This is a genomic window from Myxococcales bacterium, from assembly GCA_012517325.1.
Lineage (GTDB): Bacteria > Lernaellota > Lernaellaia > Lernaellales > Lernaellaceae > JAAYVF01.
In genome coordinates this window covers 93,483-108,027 of the sequence record JAAYVF010000013.1, presented here as the reverse complement: position 1 = coordinate 108,027, position 14,545 = coordinate 93,483, and the positions used below count along the sequence as shown (strand labels likewise).

Genomic DNA, 14,545 nt, shown 5'->3' with positions numbered 1-14,545 from the left:
GGAACTGCGCGCACCTCTCAAAGCCAGATGCAAAACGGAAAATCGAAAGGGAACAACCAACTGGACGTGGGTCTATCAGGCCTCGGCTCCGAACTCTACGTAACCAAGGGGACATTTTTGCTGCACAGTTAAGGGGACATATTGCCTAAGTATAAACACGCACGGCTTGTTTTACCGATCCGTCGCGCCATGGCCGGATCGGCAGGCAATAACGCCGATGGCGCATCGCTCGTCCAATGATCTGCCGGCGGCCGCTCGCTTGACAATTCGCCGGCGGCTTAGAATGCTGAAAGCCACTGCCATTTGAAGCGAGGTCCGCCGAAAATGAAAAAATGTTATGCCCACCATGGCCGTCGAACGGCGTGTGGCCGCTGGTTTTTGGCATTGCTCGCCCTGGTCACGCTGTTCGCTTGCGACGTGCCGGTCAAGCATTACGGGGCGCTGCTCGACGCGGAAATCTCGAGCCTGCGGGTGCTCGATCATCATCCGCGTCAATTCCCGGATATCGCCTACGTTCCGAACGGCAACGATTTTCAGCGGCTCGACCTGTACCGGCCGGCCGGCGAGGATCCCGCGCCGGTGATGGTCTTCATTCACGGCGGCTACTGGATGTCGGGCAGCCGGAAGGAATACGCGGCGCTGGCGGGAACGCTCTGTCCGCGCGGCTTCGTGACGATCCTGGTGGATTATCGCCTTTACCCGGACGTGACCTATCCGGCGTTCATGGAAGATTGCGCGGCGGCGCTCAATTGGGTCATGGCCAACGTGGCCGATTACGGCGGCGACCCGGATCGCGTGTTCGTCGCCGGTCATTCGGCGGGCGGGCACATCGTTGCGCTGATGGCTACCCATCCGCGTTTTCGGGGAATGCTGAAATTCGACCCGTTAAAGCTGCGCGGCGTCATTCCGCTGAGCGGCGCGTACGATTTCGTCACCGGCAATCGGCTGGACCTGCAAATCGTGCGGCAGGTCATGGTGACGCCGGAAAACTTCGACGACGCCCAACCGATCCGCCATGTCCGCGCCGATGTGCCGCCGATGCTGATGGTCAACGGCGATCGCGACAACCTGACCAGCGAGCCGCAGGCGGCGGCCTTCGCGCAGGCGATGCAGCAGGCCGGAGCACCCTTGCGGTACGTGAAAATCAAGGGCGGCGATCATCACTCGGTCGTGGTGGACATGGCGCCCGGTCACGAAGGACCGGCGCTGCGGGCGGTGCTGCAATTCATGAACGAACAACTGCAACAGCGCTCGGATCCGACCAAACCGGCGGCCTGAATTTGGCCGCGGCCGGCTCCTCACCCGCACGGCGCTGGAGGACCGGACCTTGCAAAGGGAATTTACCCGGCTATCGCCAAAATGCCGAAATCACGCAGTATCGGTTGTTGCCGCGTGTCTGGTAAAAATGGCTTTAACTTTCGCGCCGCCGGCCGGCTCTAAAGTTTATGGGTATCCGGAGAGGATGGGTGTAAGCTGACGGGGGCTGAACCAAAGGCGGCGCGGTTGCCGCCAGGAGGAGAAAAAATGAATCGATTGAGCAAAACGCTCATTTTTTTGGTTATCGCCGGGTCGCTGTCGCTGGCCGGAATGACGGCCTTCGCTCAGGATGCGCCCCCGGCCGCGGCGCCGGCCCCGGCCGGCATACAGAAGCAGGTCGAATTGCCGTGGTTCATCATGACGGTTAAGCCGATCTTCGGCGGCGGCGCCGGCTCGGTGGATTTCGAATGGGAGCTTAATAATCGCGCCGCCGAACACGATGAAACAGTCAATTTCCGGGGCGTGGGATACCTCGGCCTGTCGCCGGAAGCGTTTTTCATGCCGACCAAGGGCCGCCATTTCGTCATTTCGGCTTCCCTGCCGTTGATATCCGGCACGGGTAAATTCGCGGAAACCGATGATCCGGCGAAACGCATCGACGGCGACAAACTGCGCTTCAATGCCATCCACCTGGCGCTGGGCCTTGGTTACCAGTGGTATTTCGGCGCGGAACAACGCACCAACCTGATGCTGCTCAGCCACCTGGGCGGCGGCACGTTTCGTTATGCGGTCGAACACGACGGTGAGGAATATGTTTCCGATCCGTTGCGCAGTTGGTACTTCGACATCTCGATCGGCTCGACCCATCGCTTCGCCAATAACTTCATCCTCGGCGGCTCGCTGGATTTCTCGAACCTGGGATTCAGCGGCCAGTCCGCCGATGACGAATTCCTCGATGCCTATACGGAAGGCGGCCTGGGGTCGATGCGGCTGAACGCGATTCTCGGCTACGCGTTCTTCTGATTTCTCGCTCGCCTGAATAGGCCTCGGGCGCGGTTCGCCGCGCCCGTTGTTTGTTATGTGAGGAAATGAGAAAATTACTCCGGCGAGATGAAAAGCATAAAGAGACTGAAATGATTTGGAGGAAATCGGAAATGAATACATCGGCGAAGTATTTTCTGATTTTTCTGTTTGCATTGTTCGTCGTGTCATTGGTGAGTAATTGCGAAAATGACGATGACGACAACGACAACGATAACGACAACGACTCGGCGGCCATCGACGATGACGCGTCCTGGGAGGAGTGCCGAGATAATCAACCGCCGGAAATCCTCGGGCTGCAAATCAGCGTCAACGGTGAGGTCGTGCAAGAACCAGTTGAAGTGGTATTGTATGACAAGGTCGAACTGGCTTTGGAATACGTCGATCCGGATTGCAATCTCGAGGGGGGGGCTTAGGGCTTGATAATGGCTTGGGCCTTGACGGTTTGGCGTTTGTTGAAAACGCGGGATGTTCTAGCGAGGAAGAAGGCGAACCGCTGATCATTGAAACCGAAGGCTGGCATTTTATGGATTATCCCGATGCGGCGGATGATTATTTCCTGATTCTCGTGGATCACTGTTACGACGAGAGCGAGCCGTATCCCATCGATATCCTTTGCAAAGGAGAGAAATAAGAAACCAACATCAACCGGCGGGCGCGGTTCGCCGCGCCCGTTTTCATTTAATGGGTCAGCCCAGCCGCATGGCGCCGAAATAAACGAACAGGCCGCCGAAGAAGAGCAGGGCGGCGCCGCAAAAACCGATCAAACCGCGATAGAGTTTGTCGCTCAGGAATTTTTTTCCTCGCGATACGCCGAGGCTGACGAGCGAGTACCAGGCGAGGTCGGAGGAAATGTGGCCGAGGAAAAACGCGATCACCCCCGGCGCGCCGAATTCCAGGCCGACCAGAATGTAGGAAAAGCCGATGGTTGCCCACCAGATCGTCCAGTAGGGATTGGCGAGCGAGGCCAGGATGCCGGCCAGCACCGGGTGCAGCGAGCGCCGTGTCGCGGCCGCTTCGGTCTGGAGGGTCAGGGTCGGCGCCGAGCGCAGCATTCCCTGGCCCATCCAAAGCAGCATGACGCCGCCGCCCAGGCCGATGACGCCGATGACGCGGTTATCGGTCAGAAAATGCGCCACGCCAAGGGCCAGTGCGGCCACCAGCGTTCCTTCCAGAATGCCGTGGCCGAGCACCATCAGGGGGCCGGTTTTCGCCCCGCGTCGCGGCGTCTGGCTGATCGTCAGCGCCAGCATGGGGCCGGGCATCAGCGCGCCGGACAGGCCGATGACGAACGAGGTGAAAAACAATCCGGCCAGCTTGACGAGCAATTCCACGCCGCTTTCCCCCCGGGTGAAGAATCTCCCTCTATCATAGCCGATCGCGGACGAAAAGGCCGAAACTCCGCCTCCTTTTTATTTGATCCGGCAAAAATTCGTTTGCTCCCGAACCGCCGGAGGATTATTCTTTTCGCATGCCTCCCAAGGATATGGGTTCGCTTCGCCGATTCATGGAATCGGACTTTGCCGTGCCGGTGCTCGGCGGCGGCGGCATTGGCACCGGCTTGTACACGCTGCTGGTTTTCGTCACGGGCAGCCCGTTTCGGCTTACTTCCTATCTGGGATTTTTGGCGGTCATCATCCTGATTTCCTATTTCGTTCACCGGCAGATGAACCGCGTGGGCAGCGGCATGGGCGACCTGCTGTTCGGCACCGGCCGCAAGGTCGAGGATTCGTTCTACGAGCGCGAGGTCTGGAAGGAACACATCGCCAAGGCCGAGCGGGCGGAAAACTACTACGAACAGGCCAGCTTGCTGAAGGGCTACCTGCAAAGCGGCCTGATGGAATACCCCGTCACGGCGGCCATGAAGCTGGCGCAACTCTACGAAGAGAAGCTCATTCGCCCGCAGGACGCGCTGTACTGGTATCGCAAGGCGCTGACGCTGAGCGAGGAGGCCGGGGTGCACCGGGCGGAAGCGGAGAGCGCGATCGATCGGTTGCGCCTCGCCGCCTCGACTTCCGATCTGGATTACCGGCAACGGGAAGAAAAAATCGCCAAGGCCCTGGAAAATTCGGAATTCGAAAGCGCCATGGAGCAGGCGAAGGAATTACAGCGGTTGTATCCCAAACTGTCGTCGCCGGTCTTCTACCTGGGAGTGATCGCGTCGCGGTTGAACAACCACGCGCTGGCGGCGGCGCATTACCGCGAGGTCTTGGAGCGCGAGCCGGATCACGAGCGGGCGGCCTTCAACCTGGCGATCGCCTTTCAAAAAGCCGAGCGCGACCTGGAAGCCCGCGACGCCTGGCAGCGCTATTTGGAGCGTTTCGGCCAGACCGATTCCATTCATATCGAAACGGCGAAAAGCGCGCTGGTGGAATTGGCCCAAAAGCTCCAATCCGACCTTTCCACCGCCATGCACGAACCGGAATAACCGGTTTCGCGGTTTTTCTCCGCGCGGCCAAGTTTACTTTCCGCGGCCCCCGGCCATAATGAGCGGCATGAAAAAAATTCCGGTATTCCTGCTTCTTTTCTGTCTCGCCGGCGCGGCCTCTGCGGCGGCTCACGCTCCCGGCCCGGAAGACCACCGCGTCATTCTATCCGTGCGGGGCGATCGGATCGCCGTCGATTACGAAATTTTTTTCACCGCGAACCCGAGCGCGGCCGACGTTTCCGGCGCGGCCCATCTCGACCGAAACGATCGCGCGGCGCAACTGGCCGGCTTGCAGCGGCTGACGATCGACGGCCGCTTGATCGCGCTGCGTTTTTTAATCAGCGAGGAACGGCCCTCGAGTTGGCATTTTCGTTTCGATACCGGCCCTGCTTCGCTTACGGCGGGCGAGCATGAAATCGGTTATCGGGCTCACACGGCCCTCGTGGCGCGGACCTTTCAGTTGCGCCGGACGGCCGAGGACGGCAGCCGTCTGCTGGCCGATTCGACGCCCGAGACCGGCGGCGCGGAGTGGCGGGGTCGCGTCGCGGCGAGCGGGCGGGAACCCGCGGTCGCGACGACGGCCGTCGAAACGCCGAGCGGCCTGTGGGCCAACCTGATCGAGCGGGTGCGCGCGGGCGGAGGGTGGCCGTTCTGGATGATTACCGCAGCGCTGGCCTTCCTTTTCGGGCTGTTGCATGGTCTGGGGCCGGGGCACGGCAAAAACCTGGCCCTGGCATACTTTCTCGACCGGCAGGGAAATACCGCTGACGTGTTGGTTTTTGCGCTGACCACGGCTTTGTCGCATACGTTTCTGGCGTTTTGTCTGGCGTTCGCGGCGCGGTGGTGGCGAGCGGATCTATCCTCGGCGACGCTTTTGCCATGGCTGCAACTGGGCGCCGGTGGGTTGATGGCCGTCCTCGGCGCGTGGTTGTTGATTCACCGGCTGCCCGGTGTTCACGGGCATTTTTTCAGCGGTCATCCCCACGTGCATCCGCATCATCGCGGACCGGCGTTGCCGCCGGACAGCGCCGCGCCACCGCGGATCGAAAAGGCCCGTAAAAGGAAAACTGCTTTATTGGGATTGGCGGCGGGCGCCGCGCCTTGTCCCGAGGCTCTGGCGTTGCTGTTCGTCGCCATCGGCGCGAACCGGGCCGGTGTCGGTCTGTTTCTGCTCGTTTTCTTTTCCCTGGGGTTGTCGTCCGTTCTCGTCTTGGTCGGTCTGGCGGTGGTTCACGCGGGTGGCTGGCTGGCGCGGATTTTTCCGGAGCGCGAGTCCGGGCTGGTCCGTTGGTTGTCGCTGTTCTCGGCCGGCGCGGTGCTGGCGATCGGTTGCTGGTTCATCGGCGCTTCGGTGGCCGGCCTATTTTAAAACACCTCGCCCCGAAAGCCGCCGGGGCCTTCGGGGCAAAGAGAGGGTTGGTCAGTCGCTATTCTTGGTCGGGGCCGGCGCCCGGGAACTCGCCTTCCTCGCGGCTTTCGAGAATGTAGAGCACCAGCCATTTCGGCAGTTGACGGCCGTTTTCATCGAAGAACCGCGGAGCATCGCGGCCTTCCTCGGCTTCGCCGTCGTCGAACTGGTCGTTCGCGCCCATCGACGGCTCGTCACCGTAAGGATCCTCGCCCGGCTTCTTGGGGTCCGCGCCGGTTTCCGGAGCGCTGGCCGCTACGCCACTGGAAGCGCCGCCGTTCGCGCCCATCGACGGATCGTCATCGTCGTCGCCTTCGACGAAGTCATGCGGTTTGTCCGGGTTCACACCGACGTACCACGGGTCCGGGTCGGTGCTTTCGGTGCCCATCGCGGGGGCGTCGTCGTCGCCTTCGACGAAGTCATGCGGTTTGTTCGGGTTGACGCCGAGGTACGAATCTTCCGGGTCGGTGCTTTCGCAACCCATCGAGGGGGCGTCGTCGTCGCCTTCGACGAAGTCATGCGGTTTGTCCGGGTTGACGCCGAGGTACCAGGCGTCCGGGTCGGTGCTTTCGGTGCCCATCGCGGGGGCGTCGTCGTCGCCTTCGACGAAGTCATGAGGCTTGTTGGGGTTGATGCCCATCGAGGGGTCTTGGTCGTCGACGCTTTGCGCATCGGCCTGCGAGTCGAGGGCTACATCGCTGCCGGAGTCCTCGGCATTGTCGCAACCGAAAAACAGGAAAGCGAATACTACTACTACGAAAGCGGCATAAGTGGTGTGACGAGACATGGCAATTCCCTCCATTAGTCAAAACAGTTTACGTTTTGAGGGAACGGCCACGTTGGTTTGACCGTTCCTTCGGCAGCTGAGCCGTCTCCTTTCGGAGATCTCCAGCTTTGCGCCCCAGCCTCACGGCTGGTTTGCCTTTGTCACGGAACGTTGCCTTCTACCCGGAAGGCTTCCTCGCGACTCATTATTAACTATCGACCGAGCGAGCCATTGAGATAAGACTTTTTTTCATTTTTTTTCGAAGGCCAAAAATCTGCCGGGATTTTGAGGTATTCGGGCTGTTTTAGCGCTCTGGGGGCGGCGGGAGCGGGGGTAAAAAGATAAAAAAGCGGCCCCGTCGCCGGGACCGCTTTTCGCCGGGAAACCAACCCGGCATTTTTGTCTACGGCGTCAGCGGACGCCAATCCAAGGGAGGTTATCGATGAAGGCCAGCGCCTTCGTCGGGGAAGCCGGATGGATCAGAGCAAGTCCGGATTGATCGCCGGCGGACCGCCGATCCGGTTGAGGTGGAGAATTTTAACCCCCTGGTAGCTCGGCGGTTCGGCGGTTTCCCGCAAACCGGCGAAATGGGGGCAGAGCCGGGCCCACTCGTACAGGCAGATCCAATCGGGCGCTTCGGCCAGATGTTGTTTTCCTTGATCGAGCAACACTTCGCAATGGGTGGCGGCGTGGTCGCCGCGTAGCAAGAACGGACAAGCCATGTCGGTCTCCTTCATTCGGTAAAGTCTGATTTTACGAACGAACGACGATTAACCGGCCTGTTGATTCGACGGTGGCGCGTGTGGTGGATTGCCTGGTTGTTGAATGGAATGAAAGCCCCCCACAACCGTTTGGGATGGTATGGGGAAAGAGGTGATGAAGCTTGTTTGTTTCGGCGGTGGAGGGCTCTCGATATCTTTGGCGCGATCGATTGAACGGATGACGACTACCGGCTGCGAATCGGCCGAGACGGCGTCCTCGCTTTCCCAGGCGGCGTTATCTTCGATCGCCGGGGAGGTCTCGGTCAGGAAGTAGCCGGTAAGCGTGAACGCTCCGAAACCCAAGATCAAACCGCCGACGAGCACCAGATAGGGTCGGGAGTATTGGGCGATTGGAAGTTTCATTTCGGGTCGTTTCTCCGGGTTCATTAATAAGGACACAGGCCCGCCGAAAAGGTTTTATCCGGCTTTGAAAAAAAAGACAGCTCGCCATCGATTTGACATAATGAGTCAATCTATGGTCAAATATCAAAGCGATGATCGGGATGGCGCAAACCAGCCGAGGGGAGATCAAGCATAGCCAAGATGGTTTGGATTACCGCGATTGTTTTGCTTCTGGCGATCCTGCCGGGAGCCGCATCCCCGACAAGATACGAAGCCGGCGCCGATAATCTTTTCGTTATTACGGGTACGGCCAATGCGGAGTTTCCAATCCTGCTGCTGCCGGAAACCGAATACACATTCGCCTTCGATGTGTTCAATACCGCGGGTGGGGATATCGCGATCAAGCAGGTGGTCATTCAGTTGCCGTCGAGCGAGTACGACCTCGTTGATTTTTCGATTCCCGACGCCATCCACCAATACCATGAATGGCAAGTGGAAGTTGACGAGGAACTGAATACCTTAACCTGGACCTGTTCCTCGAGCGAAAATCCGGAGGAACAAGGCGATATTGCAGAGGGAGATTTACTGACTTTTGCTTTTACGGCTTTTACCGACATCACAGCAACGGACGGTTTTGGCTGGATATTGACTGGTGACGATAACCCCGAAACCGCCGAATCCGGGGTTTGGACTTTCGGTGTCGGCGCCGACGATGACGATTCCGCGCCGATCGACGATGACGACACCACAATCGACGACGACGATGCCGGGTCCGATGACGATACCGGGTCCGATGACGATACCGCTGACGGTGGCATCGTTGCCGATAAAGGTAGCGACGGCGGGTGCGGCTGCTGATTTGCGGCATTCGGTGAAACGAACGACGAGGCGCGGCGGGAGATAGAAAAAAACGGGACAGGCGAACCTGCCCCGTTTTTTATTTGCCGCGATGCGATGGTTTATTTCCCCGCTTTTTTTGCCTTTTCCATCTTGTCGAGCAGTTTTTCCATCTCGTCCATATAGCGGTTGGCGCGATCCATCAGCGCCTGGTAGGCGGCGGGATTGGTCATGTCGGCGCCGGCCTGCTGCAACAGGCGCACCGGGTTGTCCGAACCGCCGGCCTTGAGCAGATGGTTGTAGTACGCGTCGCGCGCGCCCGGTTCGCCGTCCAGGACTTTTTGCGACAGCAGGCTCGCGGCGGCGATGCTCGTCGAGTATTGGTAGACGTAATAGTTGTAGTAGAAGTGCGGGATGACCGACCATTCGGCGGCGATGAAATCGGGCACGTCGGCGACACCCTGGTCGTGGCCGTAGTACTGGCGGGCCAGATCGAGGAACATTTTGTTCAGCACGTCGTCGGTCAGCGCCTCACCCTTTTCGACCCGCTGATGGATCATCAGTTCGAATTCGGCGAACTGAATTTGGCGGAAGAAGGTGCCGCGGATCGAGTTGTCCAGGAAATTGCCGAGCAGGTAGAATTTTTCCTGGTCACTGGTCACCTTTTTCAGCATGTAATCGTTCATCAGGTTTTCGTTGAAGGTCGAGGCCACCTCGGCCACGAAAGTCGAGTAATCGGCGGTGGGAAAGGGCTGGTTCTTGTTGGAAAAGTACGAATGCATCGTGTGGCCCATCTCGTGCGCCAGCGTCAGCAGATCGCCGTACAAATCGTTGTAATTCAGCAGAATATAAGGATGGATCTCGTACGCCCAGCCGTTGCTGTACGCGCCCTGGTCCTTGCCGTCGTTCGGATAAACGTCGATCCAACGCTGCTGGAAGGCTTCGCGGACCGTGTTCACGTATTCCTCGCCCAGCGGCGCCAACGCCTGGAGCAGCAGTTCCTGCGCCTGGGGATAGGGCGCGGGAATGCTCACGTCGCGCGTGAACGGCAGGTAGATGTCGGTGTAGTCCAGTTTGGTCTTGCCCAGGGCCCGCGCCTTCAGTTTCAGGTAGCGGTGGAAGGTGCCGAAGTTCTGATGCGCGGCCTCGATCAGGCTCGTATAAATCCGCGTGTCGATGCCGGGGTAATCCAGCGCCGCAGCCAGGGTGGAATCGTAGTGGCGGGCCGTGGCGTTGAAGCGATGCGCTTTCATCTGCCCGTAGAGGATTTCCGCCAGCGTCCGCTTGAAACGATCGTACTGGCCGAACAGGGTCTTGAACGCCAGCACGCGGTCGGAGTCGACCAGGCTCTGGCGGAGCTTTTCGTAGGCGGCGTAGCTCATTTTGACTTTCGTGCCGTCGGTGAGCGTCACGGTGTCCTGCGTCAGATCGGCGTTGGTGAACAGGCTGTAGAGCGAATCGGGCTGACCGGTCAGGTCTTGCGCCGCCGCCATGATTTTTTCTTCCGGCTGCGACAGGATGTGCTTTTGGCGGCGGAAAGTTTCGCTCAATCCGAAACGGTAGTTTTTCAAGCCCGGATTCTTGGCCAGAAAGCCGTTCACTTTTTTCTGACCGAGCGCCACGATTTCCGGATCAATGAATGAGGCGATGCCGGAAAACTTGGTGCGGATCGTTTCGATCTCGGACTTGAGCGCCTTGCTTTCGGAGACGCGGGTGTCGCTGTCCACCGCCATGTAGGCGTAGGATTCCATCCGGCGCAGGCGGTTTTCGAGGCGGTAATAAAGGTCGAGCGCCTCCTGGAATTTTTTCGCGGAAAGGCCGAGCTTGCCTTTGTAAGCGCTCAGTTTCTCGGCGTCGGCCAGGAACCGGCTTTGTTCCTGTTTCAAAGCCTCCAACGTGGGGTAGAGCGGGGTGAGGTCCCATTTGTATTGGTCCGGGAATTCGCTCCGTTCCTTGGCGAAAAGCGCGACGGCCGGCAACAGCAGGCCGAGCAGCAAAACCGCAATGAGCAAACGTCGCAGGTTGATGTTCATTCGTGCATCCCTCGTGTTTTCGGTAGAAAAAAACCATTGCCGCGTGAAGGCAAAAATACTCGGATCGGCCGGCCGCAACAAGCCCGACGCGGCGAAGATCCGGTCAGGCCGAGCCATTCGCCGCCGGCGGCAACGCCGGAACGGCGGCCGCCTTGGCGCCGTCGGTGAATCCGGTGATCGGGAACGAAAAACCGAATTCGGCCCACTGCCCTGGCGCGGCTTTCGCCCATACCTTGCCGCCGTGCAACTCGACGATCTGGCGGCTGAGAAAGAGGCCCAGACCACTGCCGCGTTTGCCGTGGGTGGTGTCATTCCGCAACCGGATGAATTTGCCGAAAAGCTGTTTGCCTTCCTCCGGGGTAAACCCGTCGCCCTCGTTCCAGACGGTGAAAATCAGTTGCCCGTCTTTTTCCTGGGCACGTACCACGGCCCGGCCGCCCTCCCGGCCGTACTTGGCGGCGTTGGTCAGGTAATTGGATAACGCGATGCGCAGCAAGTCGGGATCGGCCTTGAGGTGCAATTTTTCCACGCACTGCGTTTCCAGGGTAATGTTGCGCGATTCGAACAGGGGGCCGGAAAGGTCGAGGCAGGGTTGGATGACCTCCCGGCAAATCTCGATGTCGGCGGGATTGGAATTGAGTTCCCCGCGTTCGACCCGAGCCAGGTCGAGGTAGTTTTTCACCATGTCGAGCAATTCCTCGGAATTGCGCTTGATCCGCACCAGAAGCTGCTTGACCTGCGGCGGCACCTCGCCGGTCAGCCCTTGCATCATCACGTCGATCAATCCCTGGTTGGCCGCCAGCGGCGAGCGCAACTCGTGGGTGACGAAGGCCAGCGTTTCCATGTAATTCCGGTTGACTTTTTGCAGCTCCTCGTTGCTTTCGCCGAGCCGGCGGTTCTGGTCCTGCAATTGCCGGTCGCGTTGAACGATCGCTTGACGCATTCGTTCGAACAGCCGCGAAAGCTGGCGCAACTCGCGGAACGTGCGCGCGGGCTTGACCGGCTCGTCCCAGTGGCCCTCGGCGATCAACACCGCTTGCCGGCCGAGCTTTCCGAGCGGCGCGAGCAGGCGATTCAGGAAATAGATCCCGAGCAGCAGCGCCGCCAGGAAGACCAGCCCGAGCGGCCCCAGAAACCGCCAGAGCAGCAATTTTTTCAGGTCGGTGTACGGCGCTTCCAACATGCCGACATACGTCATGCCGACGATCTTGCCGTCCGGGTCCGACAACGGCTGGTAGCCGCTGAGGTACCAGGCGTCGATCACCCAGGCGCGGTCGCGCCAGACGCCGCCCTTTTCCAGGACCTGTCGCCGGACCTCGTCGGAAACGAAGGTGCCCATGGCGCGTTGCCCGTCCTCGCGCAGCACGTTGGTGGCCGCGCGCTGGTCCTGCAGAAAAAAGGTGACGGTGCCGCGCGGTTTGCCGCCGTAAAGATCGCCGCCGAACAGCAGGTTGCGCAGTTGGTCGACGAGCGCGAAATTGTAATTGATGGCGCGACCGCCGTAGAGCAGGCCGATCACCCGTTTTTGCCCGTCGAAAATCGGCCGGGCCATCCACATGAACAAGGCTTCCGAACGGCCGCGGGATGCCGGCGATTCGCCGGTGCTCAGCGTCACCGCCTGACGCAGGGCCGGACCGCCCTCGAAAGCCAGGCGATTTTCATCCAGCAAAACGGTGCCCCACTCGAGCTTGCCGGCCAGCGCGCGGCGCAGGATCGGATCGGCGGCGATCGGCACCCGCCCGTCGAACTCCGGGTAGGAACCGGCGAGTGGTTGGCCTTCGACGTCGCAAGCGTTGAGCACCGTCAGGTCCAGTTCCCGGCGAAGTTGCGCCAGAAAACCGGAACGGTCGGCCGCCGCGACGGCAGTGAAATCGGCGGTCTGCGACTGCACCCGGCTGGCCAGCAGTTCGAGGCGTTGCTGATAGATCGTTTGCAGCGTCCGCAGATCTTGATTGGTGCGTTGCTGGGCTTCATGCACCACGCTGCGCTCGATACCGGACACGCCGAGCAGCGCGACCACGCCGGAGACGAGAATCACCAGAATCAGAAAACCGAGGAAGGATACCGTGCGAATCGACATCTCACCCGCCTGGTTGGGGCTGTTTGTTACGCCACTAAAATAAGGATTCGTGAGCAAAAGAAAACCGCCGCGCGAACTTTTCCTTCCCGGGAGAAAGCGGAGGAGAAAAGCGAGTCCATCCGAACGGTTGAAGCCGAAAGGCAGCGGCCGGACGCGGCCGGACGCGGATTTGACACCGGACGCGCGCGCCCCTAAACTTGCCGCCAGAATACCCCCCGGTTCTGGAGGTCGTGGATGCGTTTACGCCTTGTCGCGGTTTTGTTGTTTTTGACCATTACCCCGCTGTTTCTCGGCTGTAGCGAAAAATTCGATACGCGCGAGGACCCGACGCTGGAAGAAATCCTGCGGATCGGCAAGCGCTATCTCGTCGCTGGCGACGGTGGCAACGCGTCCGATGCCTTCGAGGCGGCGATCAAGCTTTCGCCGACCTGCGACGAGGCCAAATTCGGCCTGCTCATCTCGCGCAATATGCAGTTCATGAACCTGCTCAATCAGTTGGTGGCGTTCGCGAGCGGCGGTCTGGCGCAAACGATGCCCGCTGACCCGGGCGCCGGCCTGGATATGCAGGTTCTGGCCGAAAGCTCGAACCTGGGCGATTACATCCAAGAATTTCTGGGTGAAAGCGCCGAGGTCTGGTACCAGGCCTGCGAACAGCTTTACCTCGATTTGATGAACGACCCCGATCCTTCGTTCGAGATCGAAGGCTTTACGATGAAGCTGGAAGGCATCGTCACCTTCCAGTTCGGCGGCCGCCTGGATCGTTCCGATCTGCAATTTTTCGGCGTGCTCAACTCGCTGGTCGAGGCGGTGGTCAACATCGCGATGGCCCACGATCTGAACTACGACTTTTTCTCTCTGCAAATCCCGTCGCTGAATTTCGACCTCGGCGGCCTCGAGGATCTGGACCTGGAAGCGATTCAGGATCTGCTGGAACAGTTGGACCCGCTGATCGACCTCGTGGAAAGCCTGATCACTTACGAGGACAACCCGGATTTCCTGACCCTGAAAGGCGAGGACGGCGTCAAGCGGATGCAGGCCGCCGGAGTGCAACTCGGGCAGTTGTTCTATCGCCTGCACCTGCTCATCGACACGGCGTACCGCGAAACCGGTCCGCAGGAAGCGGGCACGGTGCATTTTATCGACGACAACATGGACGGGCAGGGCGACCGCCAACTCGAATCGCTGTTCATCCCGGGCTTCGGCGCACTGGAACCCGATCTGGTCAACGGCATCGACTCGCTGTGCATTCTGACCGCTCCCGCATTCTGGGACGAGACGGCCTACGACACTGATCCGACCCATGCGAACCCGTTTTATATTTCGTACGCGAACGACTTGCTGACCGCGCTCGACGTGCTGCCGATCGTCATCGACAAGGAAATGATCGAGGACCTGCTCGGCATCGACCTGAATTTCCTCGGCGATAATTTCGAGATCGTCATTTCCGAAATTCCCGAAATTCTGCCGATCGACGTCGGCCCGTGGTTCGCCTATCCCTCGATGACCGGCATCAAGGACCTGCTGCAATCGCTCGTCGATTTGTGGGACCTCGTCTACACACTGGTCGAAGGGCTCTAAGGGTCGCCGGTGGG

14 protein-coding genes and 1 riboswitch are annotated in these 14,545 nt (G+C 59.8%); of the genes, 8 read left to right on the top strand and 6 right to left on the bottom strand.

Features of this window, described 5'->3' with window-relative positions; genetic code table 11:
- Window positions 1–324 precede the first annotated feature (324 nt).
- The 4 genes from GX444_03540 (at window position 325) to GX444_03525 (ending at window position 2,932) form a co-directional block, all read left to right on the top strand.
- Window positions 325–1,278, top strand: a complete 954-nt coding sequence (locus GX444_03540; GenBank protein ID NLH47659.1) for an alpha/beta hydrolase — start codon at window positions 325–327, stop codon at window positions 1,276–1,278.
- Between the two features lie 246 nt (window positions 1,279–1,524).
- Window positions 1,525–2,280, top strand: coding sequence for a hypothetical protein (locus GX444_03535; protein ID NLH47658.1), 756 nt, complete (start codon window positions 1,525–1,527; stop codon window positions 2,278–2,280).
- A gap of 131 nt (window positions 2,281–2,411) precedes the next feature.
- Window positions 2,412–2,714 carry a hypothetical protein gene (locus GX444_03530; protein ID NLH47657.1) on the top strand — a complete coding sequence of 101 codons (303 nt, stop codon included), beginning with the start codon at window positions 2,412–2,414 and terminating at the stop codon, window positions 2,712–2,714.
- A gap of 14 nt (window positions 2,715–2,728) precedes the next feature.
- Entirely contained in the window at window positions 2,729–2,932 is a 204-nt protein-coding gene (locus tag GX444_03525; GenBank protein ID NLH47656.1) for a hypothetical protein, read from the top strand.
- 55 nt (window positions 2,933–2,987) lie between these two features.
- Here GX444_03525 and GX444_03520 read toward each other — a convergent pair whose 3' ends face one another.
- Window positions 2,988–3,563 (bottom strand): LysE family transporter, encoded by a 576-nt coding sequence (locus GX444_03520; protein NLH47655.1) that lies wholly within the window; start codon window positions 3,561–3,563, stop codon window positions 2,988–2,990.
- A gap of 206 nt (window positions 3,564–3,769) precedes the next feature.
- Here GX444_03520 and GX444_03515 point away from each other — a divergent pair, with 206 nt between their 5' ends.
- Both GX444_03515 and GX444_03510 read left to right on the top strand, forming a co-directional pair.
- A complete protein-coding gene (locus tag GX444_03515; GenBank protein NLH47654.1) occupies window positions 3,770–4,726 on the top strand; it encodes a hypothetical protein in 957 nt (318 codons plus the stop codon).
- Between the two features lie 67 nt (window positions 4,727–4,793).
- Window positions 4,794–6,095: a hypothetical protein gene (locus tag GX444_03510; protein ID NLH47653.1), complete on the top strand. Its 1,302-nt coding sequence runs from the start codon at window positions 4,794–4,796 to the stop codon at window positions 6,093–6,095.
- Window positions 6,096–6,153: 58 nt separating this feature from the next.
- Here GX444_03510 and GX444_03505 read toward each other — a convergent pair whose 3' ends face one another.
- The 3 genes from GX444_03505 to GX444_03495 all read right to left on the bottom strand — a co-directional run bounded on the left by GX444_03505 (window position 6,154) and on the right by GX444_03495 (window position 8,024).
- Window positions 6,154–6,921 carry a hypothetical protein gene (locus GX444_03505; GenBank protein NLH47652.1) on the bottom strand — a complete coding sequence of 256 codons (768 nt, stop codon included), beginning with the start codon at window positions 6,919–6,921 and terminating at the stop codon, window positions 6,154–6,156.
- 68 nt (window positions 6,922–6,989) lie between these two features.
- A riboswitch (cyclic di-GMP riboswitch) is annotated at window positions 6,990–7,067 on the bottom strand.
- 312 nt (window positions 7,068–7,379) lie between these two features.
- The gene (locus tag GX444_03500; protein NLH47651.1) at window positions 7,380–7,622 is read right to left on the bottom strand and encodes a PQQ-dependent sugar dehydrogenase; all 243 of its coding nucleotides are present in this window, start codon (window positions 7,620–7,622) and stop codon (window positions 7,380–7,382) included.
- Window positions 7,623–7,670: 48 nt separating this feature from the next.
- Window positions 7,671–8,024, bottom strand: a complete 354-nt coding sequence (locus tag GX444_03495; protein ID NLH47650.1) for a hypothetical protein — start codon at window positions 8,022–8,024, stop codon at window positions 7,671–7,673.
- A 180-nt stretch (window positions 8,025–8,204) separates the two neighbouring features.
- Here GX444_03495 and GX444_03490 point away from each other — a divergent pair, with 180 nt between their 5' ends.
- On the top strand, window positions 8,205–8,861 hold the full coding sequence (locus GX444_03490) for a hypothetical protein (protein ID NLH47649.1): 657 nt from the start codon (window positions 8,205–8,207) through the stop codon (window positions 8,859–8,861).
- A 101-nt stretch (window positions 8,862–8,962) separates the two neighbouring features.
- On the opposite strand, the gene pepF is transcribed toward GX444_03490, so the two are convergent.
- Both pepF and GX444_03480 read right to left on the bottom strand, forming a co-directional pair.
- Entirely contained in the window at window positions 8,963–10,873 is a 1,911-nt protein-coding gene (gene pepF / locus GX444_03485) for an oligoendopeptidase F (GenBank protein NLH47648.1), read from the bottom strand.
- 103 nt (window positions 10,874–10,976) lie between these two features.
- Window positions 10,977–12,953 (bottom strand): hypothetical protein, encoded by a 1,977-nt coding sequence (locus tag GX444_03480; GenBank protein ID NLH47647.1) that lies wholly within the window; start codon window positions 12,951–12,953, stop codon window positions 10,977–10,979.
- A gap of 234 nt (window positions 12,954–13,187) precedes the next feature.
- Here GX444_03480 and GX444_03475 point away from each other — a divergent pair, with 234 nt between their 5' ends.
- On the top strand, window positions 13,188–14,531 hold the full coding sequence (locus tag GX444_03475; protein NLH47646.1) for a hypothetical protein: 1,344 nt from the start codon (window positions 13,188–13,190) through the stop codon (window positions 14,529–14,531).
- Window positions 14,532–14,545 lie beyond the last annotated feature (14 nt).